Origin of the sequence: Vibrio olivae, from assembly GCF_042428525.1 — a bacterium.
GTDB lineage: Bacteria > Pseudomonadota > Gammaproteobacteria > Enterobacterales > Vibrionaceae > Vibrio > Vibrio olivae.
This window is the reverse complement of record NZ_JBHMEP010000001.1, coordinates 169,648-190,207: the sequence shown is the minus strand read 5'-3', so window position 1 is coordinate 190,207 and position 20,560 is coordinate 169,648. Positions and strand designations below refer to the sequence as shown.

Annotated in this window: 20 protein-coding genes; 8 read left to right on the top strand and 12 right to left on the bottom strand. The window is 44.1% G+C overall.

Translation table 11 applies throughout. The features are described 5' to 3' along the window. Positions 1-87 precede the first annotated feature (87 nt). On the top strand, positions 88-1,482 hold the full coding sequence (locus tag ACFFUV_RS01005; protein ID WP_390189068.1) for a peptide MFS transporter: 1,395 nt from the start codon (positions 88-90) through the stop codon (positions 1,480-1,482). Positions 1,483-1,547: 65 nt separating this feature from the next. Here the strand turns inward: ACFFUV_RS01005 and hemH are convergent, their stop codons facing one another. The 3 genes from hemH to htpG all read right to left on the bottom strand — a co-directional run bounded on the left by hemH (position 1,548) and on the right by htpG (position 5,494). After that, positions 1,548-2,513, bottom strand: coding sequence for a ferrochelatase (gene hemH / locus ACFFUV_RS01000; RefSeq protein ID WP_390189067.1), 966 nt, complete (start codon positions 2,511-2,513; stop codon positions 1,548-1,550). Between the two features lie 125 nt (positions 2,514-2,638). After that, entirely contained in the window at positions 2,639-3,283 is a 645-nt protein-coding gene (adk, locus tag ACFFUV_RS00995) for an adenylate kinase (protein ID WP_390189066.1), read from the bottom strand. A 306-nt stretch (positions 3,284-3,589) separates the two neighbouring features. Beyond that, positions 3,590-5,494, bottom strand: a complete 1,905-nt coding sequence (gene htpG, locus ACFFUV_RS00990; RefSeq protein WP_390189065.1) for a molecular chaperone HtpG — start codon at positions 5,492-5,494, stop codon at positions 3,590-3,592. Positions 5,495-5,748: 254 nt separating this feature from the next. Between htpG and ACFFUV_RS00985 the strand changes: the two genes are divergently transcribed. The 3 genes from ACFFUV_RS00985 (at position 5,749) to ACFFUV_RS00975 (ending at position 7,532) form a co-directional block, all read left to right on the top strand. Beyond that, positions 5,749-6,651 (top strand): winged helix-turn-helix domain-containing protein, encoded by a 903-nt coding sequence (locus ACFFUV_RS00985; protein WP_390189064.1) that lies wholly within the window; start codon positions 5,749-5,751, stop codon positions 6,649-6,651. 11 nt (positions 6,652-6,662) lie between these two features. Beyond that, positions 6,663-7,178 (top strand): regulatory protein ToxS, encoded by a 516-nt coding sequence (locus tag ACFFUV_RS00980; protein WP_390191788.1) that lies wholly within the window; start codon positions 6,663-6,665, stop codon positions 7,176-7,178. Between the two features lie 63 nt (positions 7,179-7,241). Then, the gene (locus ACFFUV_RS00975; RefSeq protein WP_390189063.1) at positions 7,242-7,532 is read left to right on the top strand and encodes an Rdx family protein; all 291 of its coding nucleotides are present in this window, start codon (positions 7,242-7,244) and stop codon (positions 7,530-7,532) included. Between the two features lie 26 nt (positions 7,533-7,558). Here the strand turns inward: ACFFUV_RS00975 and yfcE are convergent, their stop codons facing one another. From yfcE to ACFFUV_RS00950, 5 genes are read right to left on the bottom strand one after another with little or no spacing between them, the layout of a single operon-like run. Next, positions 7,559-8,116 (bottom strand): phosphodiesterase, encoded by a 558-nt coding sequence (gene yfcE, locus ACFFUV_RS00970; protein ID WP_390189062.1) that lies wholly within the window; start codon positions 8,114-8,116, stop codon positions 7,559-7,561. Between the two features lie 44 nt (positions 8,117-8,160). Further along, the gene (locus ACFFUV_RS00965; RefSeq protein ID WP_390189061.1) at positions 8,161-8,568 is read right to left on the bottom strand and encodes a CBS domain-containing protein; all 408 of its coding nucleotides are present in this window, start codon (positions 8,566-8,568) and stop codon (positions 8,161-8,163) included. Beyond that, positions 8,568-8,918 (bottom strand): P-II family nitrogen regulator, encoded by a 351-nt coding sequence (locus ACFFUV_RS00960; RefSeq protein ID WP_390189060.1) that lies wholly within the window; start codon positions 8,916-8,918, stop codon positions 8,568-8,570. Before ACFFUV_RS00960 ends, ACFFUV_RS00965 begins: the two co-directional genes overlap by 1 nt. Continuing rightward, positions 8,908-9,699 (bottom strand): DUF1538 domain-containing protein, encoded by a 792-nt coding sequence (locus ACFFUV_RS00955; protein WP_390189059.1) that lies wholly within the window; start codon positions 9,697-9,699, stop codon positions 8,908-8,910. The genes ACFFUV_RS00960 and ACFFUV_RS00955 overlap by 11 nt, the downstream gene beginning before the upstream one ends. Beyond that, positions 9,696-10,433, bottom strand: a complete 738-nt coding sequence (locus tag ACFFUV_RS00950; RefSeq protein ID WP_390191786.1) for a DUF1538 family protein — start codon at positions 10,431-10,433, stop codon at positions 9,696-9,698. The genes ACFFUV_RS00955 and ACFFUV_RS00950 overlap by 4 nt, the downstream gene beginning before the upstream one ends. Before the next feature lie 212 nt (positions 10,434-10,645). On the opposite strand from ACFFUV_RS00950, the gene ACFFUV_RS00945 reads away from it, so the two are divergent. From ACFFUV_RS00945 to ACFFUV_RS00935, 3 genes are all read left to right on the top strand, one after another. After that, the gene (locus tag ACFFUV_RS00945; protein ID WP_390189058.1) at positions 10,646-11,560 is read left to right on the top strand and encodes a TIGR01777 family oxidoreductase; all 915 of its coding nucleotides are present in this window, start codon (positions 10,646-10,648) and stop codon (positions 11,558-11,560) included. A 19-nt stretch (positions 11,561-11,579) separates the two neighbouring features. Continuing rightward, complete coding sequence (locus ACFFUV_RS00940) at positions 11,580-12,422, top strand: SDR family oxidoreductase (protein ID WP_390189057.1); 843 nt, start codon at positions 11,580-11,582, stop codon at positions 12,420-12,422. Between the two features lie 292 nt (positions 12,423-12,714). Further along, the gene (locus tag ACFFUV_RS00935) at positions 12,715-13,572 is read left to right on the top strand and encodes a co-chaperone YbbN (RefSeq protein ID WP_390189056.1); all 858 of its coding nucleotides are present in this window, start codon (positions 12,715-12,717) and stop codon (positions 13,570-13,572) included. Positions 13,573-14,104: 532 nt separating this feature from the next. Here ACFFUV_RS00935 and ACFFUV_RS00930 read toward each other — a convergent pair. The 4 genes from ACFFUV_RS00930 to zipA form a co-directional block, all read right to left on the bottom strand. Next, on the bottom strand, positions 14,105-14,914 hold the full coding sequence (locus tag ACFFUV_RS00930) for a DUF2057 domain-containing protein (protein WP_390189055.1): 810 nt from the start codon (positions 14,912-14,914) through the stop codon (positions 14,105-14,107). 74 nt (positions 14,915-14,988) lie between these two features. Then, positions 14,989-16,002, bottom strand: a complete 1,014-nt coding sequence (locus ACFFUV_RS00925; protein WP_390189054.1) for a porin — start codon at positions 16,000-16,002, stop codon at positions 14,989-14,991. 496 nt (positions 16,003-16,498) lie between these two features. Further along, on the bottom strand, positions 16,499-18,508 hold the full coding sequence (ligA, locus tag ACFFUV_RS00920; protein WP_390189053.1) for an NAD-dependent DNA ligase LigA: 2,010 nt from the start codon (positions 18,506-18,508) through the stop codon (positions 16,499-16,501). Positions 18,509-18,660: 152 nt separating this feature from the next. Beyond that, positions 18,661-19,536 (bottom strand): cell division protein ZipA, encoded by an 876-nt coding sequence (zipA, locus tag ACFFUV_RS00915; RefSeq protein ID WP_390189052.1) that lies wholly within the window; start codon positions 19,534-19,536, stop codon positions 18,661-18,663. 218 nt (positions 19,537-19,754) lie between these two features. Between zipA and cysZ the strand changes: the two genes are divergently transcribed. Beyond that, the gene (gene cysZ, locus ACFFUV_RS00910; protein ID WP_390189051.1) at positions 19,755-20,510 is read left to right on the top strand and encodes a sulfate transporter CysZ; all 756 of its coding nucleotides are present in this window, start codon (positions 19,755-19,757) and stop codon (positions 20,508-20,510) included. The last annotated feature ends 50 nt before the right edge of the window (positions 20,511-20,560 follow it).

Here is a 20,560-nt window from a genome sequence, read left to right as displayed (position 1 = left end):
GTACAAATGCAAATTTACAATATATTTATCTAGTCAGTATAAATAAAGTAAAATATTCAGCTCACATAAGATCCATAAGCAGAATATATGTCAAACCAACATCATCAAATCATGGGCCACCCACGCGGCCTATTCCTTCTTTTTGGTACCGAACTTTGGGAACGCTTTTCCTACTACGCAATGCGTGCAATTTTGGTACTTTACCTGACCGATGCAACGATCAATGGCGGTATGGGTTGGAGTACTAAAGATGCTCTCGATCTATACGGTATATACACTGGGCTCGTTTATATCACCCCGCTGATTGGTGGATGGTTGGCTGATAACTATTTAGGTCAACGTCGCTCTGTGTTAATTGGTGGTGCGTTAATGGCCATCGGCCAGTTCACGCTGGCACTGCCTCATAACGCAGTATTTGGTTTAAATGACGTCCACGCATTCTATCTCGGTCTCGGCCTTCTTATTACCGGGAATGGCTTATTTAAGCCGAATATTTCCACTATGGTTGGTGATCTCTATGATGAAGGTGACCACCGTCGTGATGGCGCATTCACTATTTTCTACATGGGCATCAATTTAGGCGCGCTCCTTGCTGGTGTCATTGCGGGTTCAGTTACCGACAGTTTTGGTTGGAAATATGGCTTTGTCACAGCTGGAATCGGTATGGTCATTAGCTTGATTATGCAAATGATGTTTGCGGGTCGTTGGTTGGGTAAAATTGGCGTCGTTCCAGCTGCAAAAAGAGATCTGGATAAAAAGCACGCAAAAAGCAAACAACCCTTAACCAAGCAAGAACGCGATCGACTCAAAGTTATTCTAATTATGGGCCTATTCGTCATTGTCTTCTGGGCTGGCTTTGAACAAGCAGGTGGCCTGATGAATATCTATACCCAAGAATATACTGACCGTATGATTGGTGGGTTTGAAGTGCCAGCCGCATGGTTCCAGTCTCTCAATCCATTCTTCATTATTACTCTTGCTCCAGTACTGGCTGCACTCTGGGTGAAAATGGGGAAACGCGAACCGAGCTCACCAGTTAAATTTGCTGTTGCTTTACTCTTCTTAGCGCTTGGGTTCTTGTGCATGGTTGGTGCCGTAATGGAGCAAGGAGGCGATGTTACTGTCAAAACGTCGATGTTGTGGCTTGTTGGCGCTTTCTTCTTCCATACTCTTGGTGAGCTTTGCTTGTCTCCAATCGGGCTTTCAATGGTAACTAAGTTAGCCCCGCTACGTTTAGCCTCTCTAATGATGGGTGCTTGGTTTGGTTTTAATGCGATTGCCAATTACGTCGCTGGGCTAATCGGTTCACATGTCGGCGAGCTTGGCGCGATGTCAATCTTTGGCGGTATTGCCATTGCAGCAACCATTAGCGCCGTACTACTTCTTCTGTTTTCTAACCAGTTAGTGAAATGGATGCATGGCGCAGAGGGTGGAGAGCACGATGAAAATGAGCAGCCTCAAGCAGAGGTTCAAACTGCGTAATCTATGATCATCAATAAAAAAGGCACCACTTCGGTGCCTTTTTTATTTGGACATCTAGGAATCAATTAGGCATTCTTCTCACGAATTAATTGCGCCATTAAATCAACATGCGCGGCATCCGCATTTAGGCATGGAACGTAATTAAACCCCTCGCCTCCAGCTTCCATGAATAGCTCCTGATTTTGCTCACATATCTCTTCCAACGTCTCCAAACAATCGACAGAAAATGCTGGGCAGATAACGTCCAATGTCTTAATTCCTTGGTTGGGAAGCGTTTCAATGGTTTTGTCCGTGTAAGGCTGTAACCACTCTTCTTTGCCAAATTGAGATTGATAAGTCATCTTAATTTGCTGCTCAGAGAGCCCCAATTCAATCCCCAATAAACGAGTCGTTTCGGCGCAGTGTTGAGGATAAACATCGCCGTTATCCGCATAGCGCTTTGGTATGCCATGGTATGAACACAGTAATAAGTCACCGCGCCCATGTGTTTGCCAAGACTCACGCACTTTATCTGCAAGCGCTTTAATAAACAGTGGGTGGTTATGATAATCACCAATAAAAGAGAGCTCCGGCAAATAGGCCGATTGGTTGAACACTTTCGCAAGCCCATCAAATACCGCTGCCGTTGTTGTCGCTGAATACTGAGGATATAAAGGCAGCACGACCAACCGTTCAACACCCTGGGCGAGTAGCGCTTCCACGCCTTGTTTTAGGCTAGGTTCGCCATACGTCATACCTAGCTCAACAGGGAGATTTAACTGTTCATGCAAGGCGTCACGTTGCTGCTGAGAATACACCATCAATGGCGACCCTCCTTCCATCCAAATCGATTGGTACAGCTTGGCAACTTTCGGAGAGCGGATCGGTAAGATGATGCCATGTAAAATGGGACACCATAACCAACGACTCATATCAACAACCCGATGGTCATGAAGGAACTCGCTCAAAAACGATTTGACTCCGGAGGCGGTTGGTGCGTTTGGGGTACCTAAGTTGGCAAGTAGCACACCCGTCTTTTTATGTTCGTTCATCTCACCCTTTTCTATTTGTTATCGTCGCCTTCTCTCTACGCCAAACACGCTCGGCAAGATCAAAAAAAGCGACTCTTAAAGTCGCTTTTTACTATAACAATTTCATTCAAATACGGGTAGACGAATTACGCCAATGCCTTCTCAATATCTGCACTGACTTCATCAACTGGCTTCGTACCGTCGAACTGAAGGTATTTAGTATTGCCCTGCTCAGCTTCTTTGCCATAGTACTGAATAAGAGGAGCTGTTTGCTCATGGTAAACACCAAGACGTGCACGAACTGTTTCTTCTTTGTCGTCATCACGGATCACTAAGTCTTCACCAGTAATATCATCTTTACCATCGACTTTCGGTGGGTTGTACACCAAATGGTAAGTACGTCCTGAAGGTAAGTGCGCACGACGACCAGCCATACGTTCAACGATCACATCATCTGCCACGTCGAATTCGATCACGTAGTCGATATCCACGCCCATTGCTTTCAAACCGTCAGCTTGAGGAATGGTGCGAGGGAAACCGTCTAGCAAGAAGCCTTTTTCGCAATCGTCTTGAGCGATACGCTCTTTGATAAGCCCGAGAATAATGTCATCAGACACTAGTTGTCCGGCATCGATAACAGCTTTCGCTTGTTTACCTAACTCAGTTCCTGCTTTGATTGCAGCACGTAGCATGTCACCGGTTGAGATTTGTGGAATGCCGTATTTTTCTTGAATGAACTGAGCTTGTGTGCCTTTACCTGCACCTGGAGCACCTAGAAGAATGATGCGCATGTGTAATCCTCTTTAGATAAAAGTTTTATACCGAAGCTCACTGTGTCGCGACCACAAAAAGGTAGCTACGATAAGTTTCGGTATAAGATGACTTAAATTAGGCGTGCAAAATACACGCGTTGCTGTTCACATTCAAGTCTTGGATTTTATCACAACTTCAGGTAAAGAGGCGGCGTTTAAGACTAAAGAATGCCTTTTGATATCGATTTCACGACATAAACACCGAATTTAGCCGAAGATGTGTAAATTTCATTTAAAAACAAGATAAAAGCCCGCTTTATGCGGGCTTTTGCTTATTAATTTAGCTTATGACTTAGCCAAAAGTTGGTTAATGGCCCCAACGAATTGAGTTGGATCTTCCATAGAGCCACGTTCCGCTAACATTGCCTGACCTAGCAGAACTTCAACCCAACGCCCAAAGGCTTCTTGATCCGGTTCATCTGCCATGCGCTTAACAAGATCATGATTTGGGTTAATTTCAAGAATGTACTTCACTTCTGGCGCAGCTTGGCCAGCCGCTTCTAGTAGCTTGGCCATTTGCGTTCCCATCTCAAAATCATCGGTAACCACAACGGCTGGGGTTGATGCCAGTTTGAACGTGGTGCGGACTTCTTTCACGCGTTCACCCAAGTACTCCTTGGTACGCTCAACCACAGACTTAAACTCTTCCTCGGTTTCTTTTTGCTTCTCTTTTTCCGCTTCGTCTTCAAACTTGCTGAGATCCAAACCGGCTTTGGTGATGGACTGGAACTGCTTACCATCAAACTCGGTGAGGTAGTTCATCAGCCACTCATCAATGCGGTCATACATTAAGATGACTTCCAAACCTTTGGCTTTAAACTGTTCAAGGTGTGGGCTATTTTTCGCTGCTGAGTAGCTATCCGCGGTGAGATAGTAAATCTTATCTTGTCCTTCTTTCATACGCTCGACATAAGAAGCAAGCCCGACATTTTGCTCAGACGACTCATTTTCGGTCGACGCAAAACGCAGTAGTCCCGCGACTTTCTCTTTGTTAGAGAAGTCTTCCGCTGGGCCTTCTTTCATAACCAAACCAAACTCTTTCCAGAAGGTTTGGTATTTTTCTGGGTCGTTTTTCGCTAAACGCTCAAGCGTGGTGAGAACACGCTTAGTACAAGCGTTACGCAGTGATTGGGTCACTTTGTTATCTTGAAGAATTTCGCGCGATACGTTGAGCGGCAAATCATTAGAATCAATTAAGCCACGAACAAAACGCAGATAAGATGGCATAAACTGCTCAGCATCATCCATAATGAAGACGCGCTGAACATACAGTTTCAAGCCACTCTTATGGTCGCGATTCATCATATCCCAAGGTGCTTTCGCCGGGATATAGAGTAAGCTGGTGTAATCGTTTTTACCTTCAACACGGTTATGTGCCCAAACGAGTGGTTCAGCAAAATCGTGTGAAACGTGTTTGTAGAACTCTTGATACTCTTCGTCGCTGATGTCCGATTTAGAACGAGTCCAAAGCGCTTGTGCTTTATTGACTTGCTCCCAGGTTTTTTCGTCGGTTTCGTTACCTTCGTCATCTCGAACTGTGGTCTGAATAAAGACCGGAATACCAATGTGATCAGAATATTTGTTGATCACTTCGCGCAGGCGCCACTCGTTAAGGAACTCTTTACCTTCGTCACGCATATGCAAAACGATGTCAGTACCTCGAGACTCTTTGCTTACCGTCTCGATGGTGTAATCCCCTTCACCAGCAGAGTGCCACTGAACCGCTTGATCAGCGGCAAGACCCGCAGCTCGAGTTCTTACAGTTACAGCATCAGCGACAATAAATGCCGAGTAGAAACCAACACCAAACTGACCAATCAATTGAGAGTCTTTACTCTGATCATCGGATAATTTGGAAAAGAATTCTGCGGTTCCTGATTTGGCGATGGTACCAAGGTGTTCAATGACATCTTCTCGGCTCATACCAATCCCGTTATCAGAAATAGTCAGTGTGTTGGCCTCTTCGTCAAACGAGACTTTCACACCAAGATCCGCATCACCTTGGTATAGATCGGGGTTAGATAACGCTTGAAAGCGCAATTTGTCAGACGCATCCGAAGCGTTAGATATCAGTTCTCGTAAAAAAATCTCTTTATTGGAATATAAAGAGTGAATCATCAAGTGAAGTAGTTGTTTCACTTCTGATTGAAAACCACGAGTTTCTTTATTGTTAGTAACAGTTTCGCTCATGTTTGCTCCATAACCTAGTTACATAGCCATCACTTGCAATCGCACAAGTGATGAGTCGGAATGAGTTTGGTACTAAAAGTGAGGGTGCTAAATGTAAATTCAAGGTCAAACAGCATAAAAACATTGTTTTTTTGACATAAATTTTATTATTCTTGGGATCTAAAAAAATATAAATTCTCCTAGGGTTTCGTTTATTCCTACAAGGAGTAGACTTAGCCCAGCATTAAATATAAAAACATGTAGTGGTCTTACCCATGAGTCAAATTGGCACCAAGTTTAATCTGGCAAATCGTTTCATCTTCGACCCCAACAGCAATTCTCTTGTCGATTTAAACAACGAAAGTGATGTTATCCGTTTAGGAAGCAATGAAAGCCGCATCCTATTACTACTTGCCGAAAAACCCAATGAAGTGGTAACTCGTAACGAGTTGCATGATTTTGTATGGCGCGAACAAGGCTTTGAGGTCGATGATTCAAGTCTCACTCAAGCCATTTCTACGCTACGTAAAATGCTTCATGATTCCACGCGCTCACCGGAGTTTGTAAAAACCGTCCCTAAGCGTGGCTACCAGCTAATTTGTCTGGTCGAGCAAACCAATGAACTTCAAGATACAACCCCAAGCGCGCCACCGAGCATCTCATCAATAAGCGAACACCTTGAAGAAACGCCGACTTCGCAGAATGCGCCATCATCTGTAGATGAAACGGCGGTATCCATGCCTCAGGTGGAGAGTATCAATTCAACCGATATCGAATTGAGTAAACCCACGTACGAGACACAACCAGAAACGGAAAAGTTCTCATGGTTAAGTAAAACATTACTCGTATTGGCGGTGTTGCTACCCGTTTGTGTGCTTCTTTTTTCGCAGCCCAGCCAATCCACATTTCGTGACATCGCCGTTTATCATGATGTCCCTGTAAAAACACCGATTAGCCATCCATCATTACAAAATTGGCTGGGTTCGATTGAACGTTGTATCAATCAGTACAATGAGCGGTCTCACATCAACGGTGTTGCCCCTGAAGAAATCATCGCTACTGGAGGCCAAAATAATCAGCTTGTTCTCAACTACATTTATCCTCTCAATCATTCAGAGAACAATGTGACCTTAAGAATCTTCACCGATGAGAGCGGTCTTAATAGGGTGTGCCAATAAGGATGAAAAATATTAATCAAAAGATTGTTGGGTTAGTCATTCTGCTTTCGGTCGGTTTTAGCGCTTGGTTGTATTGGGGAAGCGACTTGAAAATGGAGCAGGTATTAACCTCTCGAGAGTGGCAATCAAAAATGGTCACCATCATCAACGAGCAAGAACAAAATGAGGGAGTTGGCCCACTTCAAAAGGCGATCGCAACCTCCAACGTAAAATACCTGCCGAACGGTCATTACATTCGTGTCGCAGCTATTACGCTATACGCAGAGAACAGCGAGGAAACCAGTGTTTTACGCTTTTCTGAAACCGGTGACTGGGGCATCAGTGATAACTATTTGCTGGTCTCCCCCACTGAGTTTAAAGATGTGTCGGCACAAACCGCAAAAAACTTCTCTCAATCTCAGTTAGCCTTGATTACTCAACTGTTTAAAGTGGATGCTCAGCAAAGCCGGCGCATCGATATCGTCAATGATAAAACCTTATTGCTGACCAGTTTAAGCCATGGGTCAACGGTGTTATTCTCAAACTAATCCCTCTAGGAGGTTCACTACGGTGAGCCTCTTTTTTATCATCGTCTTAGTGAAAGAGAAACCATGACAAAAGCTAAAATTGATATCTATTATTGTCGTCAATGTAACTGGATGCTGCGCGCAAGTTGGTTAAGCCAAGAGCTATTACATACTTTTAGTGAAGACGTAGATCAGGTGGCTCTTCATCCTGATACGGGTGGGCGTTTTGAAATTTTCTGCAATGGGGAGCGCATTTGGGAGCGCAAACAAGACGACGGGTTTCCTGAAGCGAAAGTTTTAAAACAACGCGTTAGAGATGTGATAGACCCTGAGCGAGATTTAGGACATTCTGACAACCATAATAACCGAGCCTAAAAGCTCGGCTGTTATGCTCACTGTCTTCAACCATCAAATGAATACGTCATCAAGGTTTGACCATCAAAATCTCGAACGAAAAGTTGTTGGCTGTCCATGTCGACTTCGCCATAACTTGGTACATACTCCTGACGTGGAAATGTCGTTGAGCCCGGATTAAAAATAACACAGTCATCGTCTAATTGAGCCACCGGAATGTGCGTATGTCCATGAACAATGACATCCCCAGCTCTGAGTGCTGGTCGTTTAGCGCTATTGTAGAGATGACCGTGGGTTAAAAACAGACGACGACCATTCGCCAGCAATACCCAAGCGTAGTCCGCAAGCATTGGAAAGCCTAAAAGCATTTGATCGACTTCGCTATCACAGTTTCCCCTCACCGCAATAATACGCTCAGAGTAACGATTTAAACACTGAGCAACCTCGGCTGGTTGATAGCCATCCGGAATCGGGTTTCGAGGTCCGTGGTTGAGTAAGTCCCCTAATAAAATGAGCGTCTCAGCACCACTTTGTTCAAAGGCAGCAAGCATCTTTTCGGTGGCTGGTAAACTGCCATGCAAATCGGAAGCAATAAATAATTTCACAACGCCTTCTCCTTTAAATCCCTAAGGACATTGTACCGATTTTGCTACCCATCGTCATCGGTCACCATGCCGTTCAAGACAATGTTGTTATAGCTCACCATTCCGATAACCTCACCCGATTCAATGACAGGCGCCCGACTGATACCAAAACGCTCAAACAAACGAGCGCAATATTTCAGTTCCATATCAGGACTCACCGATAATGCCGGTTTCGTCATAATTTCATAAATATTAGTGCGTGTGGTCGCCCGATTTTGCGCCAACACCTTCTTAGCGATGTCATTCATTAAAACCAAACCAAATTCATCATGCTCATGGCGCTTATTAACAACCAAAGCTTTAACTTGATGCTTTTTCGCTAACAAGATGCCTTCTTTAACCGTGGTTAATCCATCCACCATTACGTAACTGTTCGCCATCACATCCCGCACACAGATTGCTTTATGTCCCATCACAACTCATCCTCCACGACTTTGGTTAGACGTTCAACTTGATGACTAACTCCCACGGCATCTTCTATATCGATTTGAATCGCAATTCCCTGCCCAGATTGGCTTTCAAATTCCCCGACCTGATTGATAGTTTCTAATATGTGCCGCGCAAGATGCTCTTCAACCACAAACAGCAAAACGTCTTTTTGTACCTCTAATGTCAGTCCTAAAAACGTCGGCTTTTGATTGAGACCTTGACCTCGGGCATTATTGATAACGGTCGCCCCCGTTGCGCCAGCCTCACGCGCAGCATCAAGTACCGCATCGGTTTTACTGTCTTCAACAAATGCTACCAATAATTTAAATCGCATCGTGTTTCTCCTTTTGCTCAATACGTTGAGTCCACCACTGTGTGATCTGCGCATAAGCCATGACGGATATAATCGGAAATAAGCTCGCAAAGGCGATAAGACCAAAACCATCAATCATCGGACTGCGCCCAGGTACGGTTGATGCCAGCCCCAAACCTAGTGCTGCGACAATCGGTACAGTCACGGTTGACGTAGTGACACCGCCAGAATCATAAGCCAGAGGAATGATCATTTTAGGTGCAAAGTAGGTTTGCACCACCACCACTAAATACCCAATGATAATGTAATAATGAATAGGGTCGCCAACCACAATACGATAGCAGCCCAAAGCAATCCCAATGGCAACACCAAATGCAACGGATATTCGTAAGCCGTTCACTCGTATGCTCCCCCCTGAGACTTGGTTGGCTTTAAGCGCAACAGCGATCAAAGCTGGTTCAGCGATGGTGGTGCTAAACCCGATACAAAACGCAAATAAATACACCCAGTAGTAATCTATCGCTTTTAATTGATGTGAAGGAACCCATTGCATCTCATGTAAAAACTTGGTGTCTGTTAGCTGCTTTGCCATCGTATCACCAAGTGGAAATAAGGCTTTCTCAAGCCCAATCAAAAAAAGTGATAACCCGATTACCACATAGACAAAGCCCAGTATGACCTTGGGTAAATTCGCCACAGGCTTTCTCAAAATAACCCACTGGAAAACCACAATCATCGTCACTATTGGCGCCACATCCCCCAGCGTTCCGAGCAATGATGCCCACCACGACTGCCAGATCATACAACCACCCACATGCCGTAAAGCATGACGAAAATCATCGGTAACAAGGACGCAAAGGCAATTAAGCCAAAGCCATCAATCATTGGATTGCGACCTTTTATCGCTGAAGAGAGCCCGATGCCGAGCGCGGTCACTAGAGGGACCGTAATCGTTGACGTTGTGACCCCACCGGAGTCATAAGCAATGCCAATAATAGATGGAGGTGCCACCAGCGTTAGAGCCACAACCGCCAAATAACCACCAATAATGAACCTTTGAATGGGCCAGCCTTTCACAATACGTATGACTCCAAGAACAATGGCTACCCCAACGGACAATGCGACGGTTAATCGCAGCCCTAACGCATAACTCTCTATGTCCTCAATCCCGCTATGAATCATTCCTCCGTGAGCCGCGACTTCACTCGCTTCATCAGCGATGGCAGTGAGCGCCGGTTCTGCCACCGTGGTACCAAACCCCAAACAAAATGCAAAAACCAATAACCACATTAACGACCCTTTGCGAGCAAACGCTTGTGCCATCGTTTCTCCAATTGGAAATAGCCCAAGTTGCAGTCCGAAAACAAACAGCGTCAACCCCAACACAACCAAAAAAAGCCCACTTAGAATTGATAGCAAATTAGGTAGAGACTGCCCAAGCACGCCCCATTGGAAAAATGCGATGACAACCACAATCGGCAATAGATCTTTAAGGCTTGAAAGCATCGCTTTTAATAATGAAAAAAATCCGCCCATTCCTTCCTCACTTAGCTGACCTTCAAAGCTTGGCACAGCGCAGGTAAAGGGGTGTGATCCGACACTGAGCTTAGACATTTTTATGACTCGTCATGGGCTGTTTTGTTAACTCGAGACTTTGAAAGCACTAATGGACATCAACGGTTGACAAATTTATGTGTGTGAGTTTGTCTAAGTGACTATAATTCAAAGACTAAAGAAAGGAGGTGCGAATGGATATCTTGATCACCGGTGGTACAGGTTTCATTGGACGAGAACTGTTAAAATTGCTTTCGACCCATCGAATTACACTTGTTACACGCCAGCCCTCCAGAGCCAAACAGACGCTTGCGCATGCTGACATGGGAAATATCCACTATATTTCCAGTCTCGATGAATTCAGTGATTTTAATCAATTTGACGCGGTGATAAACCTCGCCGGAGAACCCATCGCAGATAAACGTTGGACCGCGGCGCAAAAAAGCAAGATTTGTCAAAGTCGTTGGCAACTCACCGAGCAGTTAGTTGAACGTTTCCATGCGAGCACAGAAGCGCCTTCGGTCTTTATCAGCGGGTCAGCCGTTGGCTATTACGGTGACCAACAGCAACATCCTTTTGATGAGAGCCTGCAGGTGAATAACTCACAATTTCCTCATCAGGTTTGCGCACGCTGGGAAGAAATCGCGTTACGAGCGCGCTCTGAGCAAACTCGAGTATGTTTATTGAGAACAGGCATTGTATTAGACCCCAGCGGCGGTGCATTACAAAAAATGCTTTTACCTTACAAAATGGGCATTGGAGGTCCTATTGGTTCAGGAAAGCAATACATGCCATGGATACATCGCCAAGATATGGTTAAAGCGATTGAATTTCTACTCAACACCCCGCATGCTCAGGGAGCGTTTAATTTATGCGCTCCTCATCCTGTCACTAACCGCGAATTTAGTCACCAATTGGCTAAAGCACTTAAAAGACCACATTTCCTTTTTACCCCCAAATGGGCAATTCGTTTGCTAATGGGAGAAAGTTCAGTACTGCTTTTTGACAGTGCGCGTGCCAAACCCAAAAAGCTCACCGAGTTAGAATTCACCTTCACGTACTCAAGACTAAAACCCGCACTGCATAATTTATTTGCACATACCGAATAACTTCAGCCATGACGAGATTATGACTTCACCATTAAATACAAAAATTGTCTTTATCACTGGGTGCTCCACCGGAATTGGTTATCAACTGGCTCAACAGCTCAAACAACGCGGATACCGGGTGATTGCCTCATGCCGAAAAGCCCAAGACGTTGAACGTTTGAGAAAACAAGGCCTCCATTGCCTACAACTTGATCTCAATAGCAGCCAATCAATCCAATCCACTGTTGAGTACTTATCACTGATTAAAGACGGGGATCTGTACGCATTAATTAATAACGGTGCATATGGTCAACCTGGTGCACTTGAGGACTTGCCAACTCAAGCGCTACGCGAACAGTTTGAAACGAACTTCTTTGGCTGGCATGAGCTCACAACCCGTTTACTCCCGATTTTACTGCGCCAACCTAACGCAAGAATAATTCAAGTCAGTTCGGTACTCGGCTTTGCTGCAATGAAATACCGCGGAGCGTACAACGCATCCAAATTTGCATTAGAAGGATGGACCGACACTCTCCGTATTGAGCTTGCCAGCACCAATGTGCAAGTAAGTTTAATCGAACCGGGCCCCATAGAAACGCAATTTCGTGCTAATGCGCTTGCGGCATTTAAACGCTGGATACAACGTGAAGGAAGCCGACATAAAACTCAGTACGAACGAGAACTAGAGCGACTCTCAAAAGCTACCTCAAAAAATCGCTTTGTCCTCCCTGCACAAGCATGTGTTCCACCTGTTATCGATGCACTCGAAGCAAAGCGTCCAAAAATTCGCTATCGAGTGACCACGCCAACAAAAGTATTTGCTTGCTTGAAACGCCTGCTTCCCGCTCGTATGCTGGATAGGATCTTGAACAAGGCCGCATAACATTTGCTTAAAATGTAATCAAATCGTAATACTGAGACTTTAAACTCATCTCCAATCACACTTCACGGCGTTGCATTTGGAGAACAAAATGACACTAAACCAATTAAATTGGCTTGGCGTGGGCATTGCTCTCACGATTTTATTGCTGATTTAATCAGCGATGTGCGCTTACTTGTATTTTTAAAACACTGCGTTAGGCGGTGTTTTTTGTTTCTTTTCCTCGCCTACTCCTTGAATCTTTTTTTATTTCCCCCCACATAGAAAGAAACAGCCACTGATTTAGGATAACAAGATGCAATCCCCTTTTATTGTCGAGCTTAATGAACAGAACTTTCGAGAAGTCCTTGAGGGTTCAATGCAAACGCCCGTTCTGATTCACTTCTGGGCTTCTATGAGCCAAGAGAGTGCGGATTTGATCACGCCACTGCAAACATTGGCTCAGCAATATAACGGCGCATTCACACTTGCGTTATTGGACTGTGAGCAACAGCAAATGATCGCCAGTCAGTTTGGCGTTCAAGCACTGCCAACTATCGCGTTGTTTGTTAACGGCCAACCTGTTGATGGTCTAGGCGGTCCTCAACCCATAGAGGCCATTGAGCAAATGCTAACCAAACATCTGCCAAGTCAGGACGAGCTTCAATTGCAGAATGCGCAGTCCATGATTGCTCAAGGCAATTATGTGGATGCGCTTACTGTCTTACAATCGCTTGCCGAAGAGCTCAAAAACCACGGCGAAGTAAAGCTACTGATTGCCGACTGTTTATTAGAGACTCAGCAGTTTTCACAAGCGGAAGCCCTGCTTGAGACCATTCCGCTCGAATACAAAAATCACAATGAGTACAAACAGTTAGTTTCTAAATTAGAATTACACCAGCAAGCCGCTGACAGCCCTGAAATTCAAGCACTTGAAGCACAATTACAAAGTGATGGCAATAACCCTCAATTAGCCCATGACTTGGCGGTTCAATATCATCAAGTAAGCCGTGATGAGGAAGCACTCGCTCTACTGTGGAGTTATGTATCGAAGGATCTCAATGTATTAGATGGTGAACTGAAAAAAGTATTTATGGACATTTTAACAGCGTTGGGACAAGGCAATGTCATCGCCAGTAAATATCGCCGTCAATTATATTCTATCCTTTATTAATAGGATTTTCTTGTTATCACATAGAAAGGCCAGCTATTTGCTGGCTTTTTTATTTACACATGTCATTAAAAAACATTTAAATCAAAAAATTAAATAACTTAATGTGTAGAATTAAGTAAGTAATAGAATAAACATTTCCCCTATTATATTTTCAGCATCATCGTCAATTTAGGGGTTATTTCGACATCAACCAAAGATATTTTCTCACTTATTTATTATCAATAAATTTGATTTAGTAAATTTTTTTGATCTTTTCTTGATTAAAAACATACTTATTAACGCATGTTTCACTATCTCAATCGAGGTTATTATGAAATTATTAAGTATGATGTCGGCGTTCGTTCTCTCACTACTTTTTAGCTTTTCAGCCGTTGCTGATCAAAATGCAGGAAGTTCAGCGACTGGGCCTAATGTAGATTGTAAGATGGCAGATGGAAGCGTAAAGACCTTTCCAATGGTCATCTGCAAGTATTACCGAGGAATATAATAATCAATTGAATGGCGTAAAATAAGGAGCCGATGCTCCTTATTTTTATTCTGTGTCTAATAACCACGCTAATATTTGTTTTTTCTCTTCGCTGCTTGCTTGCTCATACCAATAACTCAGCATTTGTGTTGGTTGTGATTGGGTGACCATCTTGGTGTTAATACTATTACGATTTGCGAAAGCCCAATCTCTAAACTTACCTTGCTCAGTCGTCGACGCTTTGTCATACCAATAAGTGATCATTTCCTGAGCACGGCTGACTTGCGAAGTAACTTGTGCCGACTGGGATTGAATATTGTCGTGATTGGGCGATTCATTCAGATAGGTGGCCTCTTTCCGAACAGCGGAGAAATAGGCTTTAGGTATCGAAAACTTGACCGTATGTTGGTGATTTTCAGCCGTTAATGTGAATTCAACAAACTCCGACGGTTCGCTATCAATATATTGCTCAGAAATGGGGAATGTAAACCACTGACTGACTGTGCAGTGCTCTGTGCATGTTTCCGCTATAGGGCGATCATTGGTGAGTTGATAACGCTTTTGCCCGATTTGTACATAAGAAAAATGATCGTAATTTTTAAAATAGCTGACTTCCCCCGAAATAGATGATGACTTGGTGGTTTCCTGCCCTGATTTTGGAAAAACGCCAATATAACTTAATTGTGATTTAACAATATTTTGCCCAGATAAAGCCTGAGTCTCCGGAGTGATCGATTTACCCGTAACTTGTACAAAGTCCCGCCTCTCTGTTGTACTTTTGATTACATCAGTAAACTCGCTTGTGCTGTTCAGCGTACTGCATCCGCCAGCACCAAGCATAACAGCCAAGACTATCCAAGCTTTTAATTTATTCATACAACGTATCCTTTGTCATTATGAAAACACCGACCTGAGGCCGGTGTTTTGTCAAAAAAGGTAGAGGCTAACTCTTAGAATCCGTATTCAAGCCCGACACGCACGAATGCCAATTTATCACTCGAATCGTAAGCGTCATGCTGACCTACGCGCAGATATGGCACAAACCCATTATGAACGTACATTAACTGTGCCGATACAACTTCATCGCCATCATTTTGATTGACACCCTCTAGCTCAGACTCATCATTTGCCGCGTAACCCAGTTTAAAGCCCCAAGGCCCATTCCAGTATTGACCAATAATAGAATATGAACTCTGCTCAGCATCCAATCCTGTTGTAGCCCAATCAGTATATTGAGCTCCATCCGCGAATTTATACGCTCCCGCTAAGCCAAATCCCGCAGGTAAAGGCAGTTCAAAGCCAATGATGTACGCTGATGCATCAACATCAACACCATCAACTTTAGAGTTGTTTTCATAACCACCATGTAACGTCACAATATCTGCAACATTATAGTGAACCGCCGCGCCAAAGTGATTTGACCCATCAGTGCCTGTATCACCTCGCCCCGCTGACAAACTAAACGTCAACCCACCGAATGCTGGCGAATCATAACGTGCAATATCACCTTTACGGTCATAGTGCGCTTTTACATCACCACCCCAGTCAAATACACGTCCGAGACCTGGGTTTGAGTATGGCCAGTCAACGATTTCATACATTGGAGTGAGCATACGACCAAAGCGAACTTGCCCCCAGTCACCACGAAGACCTAAGAAAGTATCACGAGCACCAAGTGTCGATCCCGAGCCATCCTCACCAACGTAACCAGATTCAATTTGCATAAACACATTCACATTATCGAACATGTCTTTACTTGCACGAAAACCAATCCGTGACTCGTTTTCGTAGTCGTAACCATTCCCATCTTCTTGATAGAAAGCAGAAATTGCTGCGACACCGTATACATCAACTTTAAAATCAGAAAGAACGCCAATTTGACCTGTTTCTTCCGCCGCCATTGCGCCTGTTGAAGCAAAGGCGACTACTGCGCCAAGTAATGTGCGTTTAAACATTTTGTCCATGGAAAAGAACTCCTAAATATGGATATAGCTGTTTAGATTACTTTTCACCTTAAGTTGGCCGCCGAAGGGAAAAGCACTCCTTTTATTGAAAAATCAGACTTATTGTTGTGTCTGTTTTCCTTATCTGCATACACCACGTGTATCCATGTCTAAGAGATTATCCGGGAGGGAAGAAACATCAATCTATACTTATTTTTTTTCTAAAAAAATATGAGTCACTACAAATTTTAATCCGCAGATTGATCTGCCTCGAAAATATTAAAAATTAAGTAAGCATTGGATTAAAGTTAATATAATTCAATGCTTTAAATAAAATAAAATAAAATATAATTTGAAGTCACTCGCAGAGTTATCAACGATATTTTTCTTAATATCAGACTATGAGGTCAATCACAGTGTTATAATTGCCGCTCGACGAGATATTTATTTTTTGAAAAAAATAAAGCCCACTCATTGATATGAATGGGCTTTTTTATTTAACAACCGATAGGATGTTCTAAAGCAAATCGACCAAATCTTGCTCCGTTTTGATTTCTACACCCAGTTCTTGGGCTTTAGCCAGTTTGGAGCCAGCGTTATCTCCGGCAAATAAAATATCCGTATTTTTTGATACACTCCCCGTCACTTTCGCGCCTAAGTTCTGTAGCGCTTCTTTTGCTTGAGTTCGTGTTAACTGCGTTAACGAACCAGTAAGCACGACCGTTTTTCCTGCTAACGGCTGCGGGGTGGATTCATCTGGAACTTCAATATCAGGCCAGGTCACGCCCAGTTCGATAAGATCTTGAATCACTTTCTGATTCTGCTCTTCCGCAAAGAACGCAGTGATGTGGCTGGCCACAATTTGGCCAATGTCTTGAACCTCAACCAATTGTTCTAAACTTGCCGCCTGAATCGCATCAAGAGTTTTGAAATGATTGGCAAGATTTGATGCTGTCGCTTCTCCGACTTCTCGAATACCCAATGAGTATAAAAATTTAGCCAGTGTCGTTTGCTTAGCCACATTTAATGCGTTGACAATATTCTGAGCCGACTTAGGTCCCATTCGCTCAAGTACCGTAATCACGCCAGCACTCAAGCGGAAGAGATCCGCGGGTGTCGTCACCATTTCACGTTCAACAAGCTGCTCAATGACTTTGTCACCAAGGCCATCGACATCCAACGCTTTACGAGAAACGAAATGCTTCAGCGCTTCTTTGCGCTGCGCGCCACACACCAACCCTCCAGTGCAACGAGTGACCGCTTCTCCTTCGACGCGTTCGACTTCAGAATCACACACTGGGCAGTGAGCCGGAAATACAATATCTTTTACCTCTTCTGGACGTCGCTCTAGTACCACCGAGACGACTTGCGGAATCACATCTCCCGCACGGCGAATCACGACGTGATCGCCAATTTTTACGCCCAGCCGGTCGATTTCATCCCGATTGTGCAGTGTTGCATTACTGACCGTCACACCGCCGACAAACACGGGTTCCAATTTGGCAACAGGTGTAATCGCCCCAGTTCGTCCAACTTGAAACTCAACGTCACGTAATAGCGTAATTTCTTCCTGAGCGGGAAACTTATAAGCAATGGCCCAGCGTGGCGCTCGAGCAACAAAGCCTAGCTGCTGCTGAATCGCAATATCATCGACTTTGATAACCACACCATCAATTTCGTATGAGAGTTGGTCTCGACGCTCAAGAATATCTTGATAAAAGGCTTTAACTTCTTGCATAGAACCAACACGTCGAGTTTCTGGACACATTGGCAGTCCCCAACGTTTTAGTTGTAGAAAGCGATCATAATGGCTGGGGGCTAGCTCAACGCCTTCAACAACACCGACACTGTATGCGTAGAAGTTGAGGGGGCGCGTTGCGGTAATGCGTGAATCTAACTGTCTCAAGCTCCCTGCGGCTGCATTACGCGGATTGACAAAGACTTTTTGTCCTTTCTTCAACGCTTGCTGGTTGAATTGCTCAAATCCCGCTTTAGGCATAAATACTTCACCGCGCACTTCCAAACGCTGAGGCCATCCCTCACCTCTCAGTTTCAACGGTATGGCCTTAATAGTACGAACATTCTCTGTAATATTTTCGCCATTAGCCCCATCCCCACGGGTAGCAGCACGTACCAAAACACCATTTTCATATAAGATACTCACCGCTAAGCCATCCAGCTTAGGTTCACAGCAGAAACCATCAAGCGCTGCCGCAGGAATTCGGTCTTGCATCCGCTTGTAGAAACTATCGATCTCTTCATCATCAAAAGCATTATCGAGAGAAAGCATCGGTATTTCATGGGCAACGGTTTCAAACCCGTCAAGAGGAGCCCCTCCCACTCGCTGTGAAGGTGAATCTATCGTTATAAGATCGGGATGTTGTGCTTCAATCTCCTGTAGCTCACGCATTAAACGGTCGTATTCTGCATCTGGTATCTCGGGGGAATCTTCAACGTAATACTTTACCGAATGGTAATGAAGGGTCTCTTTTAATTGATTGAGCTTTTCTTGAATCTCTGTCGACATAACGAACTCTAGTCTTAATAATTTATCTTGGTCTATTCGGCGTCAGCGCTTGAATAAGTTGCTTGCAGTATCATACCTTAATCTGAGCGCGATACCGATAACAAAAAAGGCCCCATAACTAGGAGCCTTTCGAAGTATTACTGCGATGAATTTTACGCGCTTTGCTGCGCTTTAAACTTCTGAATTTGAGCACGATAGGTGTCAAGCTTATCAGGCGTTATCAAGTTACGTTTATCATCCAGCACATTGCCACTGAGATCATCCGCAATTTGCTGCGCCGTTTTCAGCATCAGTTTAAAGTTTTGCTCTGGATCGCCATAGCAAGGCAATGTCATAAAGAATGAGATACCTTTGGTGGTAAAGGTTTCAGGATCATCATGCTTGAGAGTACCAGGTTGCATCATATTGGCGACGCTAAATAACACTTTGCCCGTCCCCGACATGTCCGCATGGCGATGAAAAATATCAAGCTCCCCGTAGAGCAACCCATTTTGCTGCATGCTATCAAACAGCTTGGTTCCGACAAACGGCTCACTGCCAGAACAATGGACATTAAGCACAATCACTTGCAGGTCATCTTCGGGGGTTGCTTTCGAATCATCTTCAGTGCTTGGTTTCACCACTGGCTCTTGTCGCGGCTCAGGCTCAGGCTCAGGCTGAATCTCAACCGAAGGTAGCTCTTCTTCGACGGGCTCACGACGAGCACGAATAAATGGCGGCGGCGTTTTATCCTGCTCCTCATCATCATGTGACGTCATTTTTTCGCCAGTGAGCGGATCGATATCTGTTTGAGTCGCACTAAAGTCAGGCTCTTTCCGTTCTTTACGAATGATCTCAAAATCATCTTCTGGCGCAAATGTGGGCTCAGCAATATCATCTTGCTCATCTTTGTTGATTTTTAATTTGCCAAGCGGTTTATCACCAAACTTCGCCTTTCCTTCTTTTTTGCTGGTCCACAAACCGTGGAACAATAGTGCGGCTATCGCTAAGGCACCAACAATAATGAGTACGAATCGCAGTTCCTGCATTGCTTGCTCTCAGTTGCTCGAAAAGAAAATTAAGTCAGTAATTAAAACAAGTTACTAACAATAATAAAATACGCGTTATTTACTTACTTTACCAAAACTAACCACTGTTTTAGAACAACTTAATGTTAGAAGTTCCCATGATGTTGTGATTTTGAACACGCTTTTTTTCTTGTAAGATGCATATTCGCTCAATCAATCACAACTTAGTAGTGACACATATGGATAATCAATTAAAACAAAGAACCGGATTTGGTTACTTTTTCTACGGCTTAGAAATTGCCATGATGCCCAAAATTCGTCGTTTTGTGCTCCTACCTCTTCTTGCCAATATTATTTTGGTCGGCGGTGCGCTGTTCTATTTATTCGCCCACCTTAATGGTTGGATAGAACAATTAATGGGACAGTTACCAGGGTTCCTTGCCTGGCTCAGCTACATTATCTGGCCGCTACTAGTATTAACCATTCTTGCGACCTTCTCTTATTTTTTTAGTACTCTGGCCAACTTTATTGCCGCGCCGTTCAATGGGCTATTAGCCGAAAAAGTTGAAGAACGTCTCACCGGAAAAAAAGTGAGTGATGACGGTTTCATGAGCGTGGTCAAAGACATTCCTCGAGTCCTAGCCCGTGAATGGCGTAAACTGGTTTATCTACTCCCAAAAGCGATTGGCTTATTCATTCTGCTGCTCATCCCCGCATTGGGGCAAACGGTGGGGCCCATTCTTTGGTTTATATTTACTGCTTGGATGCTGGCCATTCAATATTGTGACTATCCATTTGATAATCATAAAGTCAGCTTTAACGACATGAGACACAATTTGAAACAAAAACAAGGCAAGGCTTATGGGTTTGGAATTTTAGTGTCTATCTTTACCACCATTCCCGTGCTGAACCTAATCGTCATGCCTGTTGCTGTGTGCGGTGCGACCGCAATGTGGGTGAATGAATTTCGTCATCAACATGACAAAATCCAGTAACTGAGAGCTAAGTCAAAACGACTAATCTAGCTTCTATATCTTATAACTTT

Bases quoted from the DNA above. Each gene is read 5' to 3' on its own strand.
- ACFFUV_RS01005 (WP_390189068.1), top strand. From the start codon at position 88: ATGTCAAACCAACATCATCAAATCATGGGCCACCCACGCGGCCTATTC.
- hemH (WP_390189067.1), bottom strand. From the start codon at position 2,513: ATGAACGAACATAAAAAGACGGGTGTGCTACTTGCCAACTTAGGTACC.
- adk (WP_390189066.1), bottom strand. From the start codon at position 3,283: ATGCGCATCATTCTTCTAGGTGCTCCAGGTGCAGGTAAAGGCACACAA.
- htpG (WP_390189065.1), bottom strand. From the start codon at position 5,494: ATGAGCGAAACTGTTACTAACAATAAAGAAACTCGTGGTTTTCAATCA.
- ACFFUV_RS00985 (WP_390189064.1), top strand. From the start codon at position 5,749: ATGAGTCAAATTGGCACCAAGTTTAATCTGGCAAATCGTTTCATCTTC.
- ACFFUV_RS00975 (WP_390189063.1), top strand. From the start codon at position 7,242: ATGACAAAAGCTAAAATTGATATCTATTATTGTCGTCAATGTAACTGG.
- ACFFUV_RS00965 (WP_390189061.1), bottom strand. From the start codon at position 8,568: ATGGGACATAAAGCAATCTGTGTGCGGGATGTGATGGCGAACAGTTAC.
- ACFFUV_RS00960 (WP_390189060.1), bottom strand. From the start codon at position 8,918: ATGCGATTTAAATTATTGGTAGCATTTGTTGAAGACAGTAAAACCGAT.
- ACFFUV_RS00955 (WP_390189059.1), bottom strand. From the start codon at position 9,699: ATGATCTGGCAGTCGTGGTGGGCATCATTGCTCGGAACGCTGGGGGAT.
- ACFFUV_RS00950 (WP_390191786.1), bottom strand. From the start codon at position 10,433: ATGGGCGGATTTTTTTCATTATTAAAAGCGATGCTTTCAAGCCTTAAA.
- ACFFUV_RS00945 (WP_390189058.1), top strand. From the start codon at position 10,646: ATGGATATCTTGATCACCGGTGGTACAGGTTTCATTGGACGAGAACTG.
- ACFFUV_RS00940 (WP_390189057.1), top strand. From the start codon at position 11,580: ATGACTTCACCATTAAATACAAAAATTGTCTTTATCACTGGGTGCTCC.
- ACFFUV_RS00935 (WP_390189056.1), top strand. From the start codon at position 12,715: ATGCAATCCCCTTTTATTGTCGAGCTTAATGAACAGAACTTTCGAGAA.
- ACFFUV_RS00930 (WP_390189055.1), bottom strand. From the start codon at position 14,914: ATGAATAAATTAAAAGCTTGGATAGTCTTGGCTGTTATGCTTGGTGCT.
- ACFFUV_RS00925 (WP_390189054.1), bottom strand. From the start codon at position 16,002: ATGGACAAAATGTTTAAACGCACATTACTTGGCGCAGTAGTCGCCTTT.
- ligA (WP_390189053.1), bottom strand. From the start codon at position 18,508: ATGTCGACAGAGATTCAAGAAAAGCTCAATCAATTAAAAGAGACCCTT.
- zipA (WP_390189052.1), bottom strand. From the start codon at position 19,536: ATGCAGGAACTGCGATTCGTACTCATTATTGTTGGTGCCTTAGCGATA.
- cysZ (WP_390189051.1), top strand. From the start codon at position 19,755: ATGGATAATCAATTAAAACAAAGAACCGGATTTGGTTACTTTTTCTAC.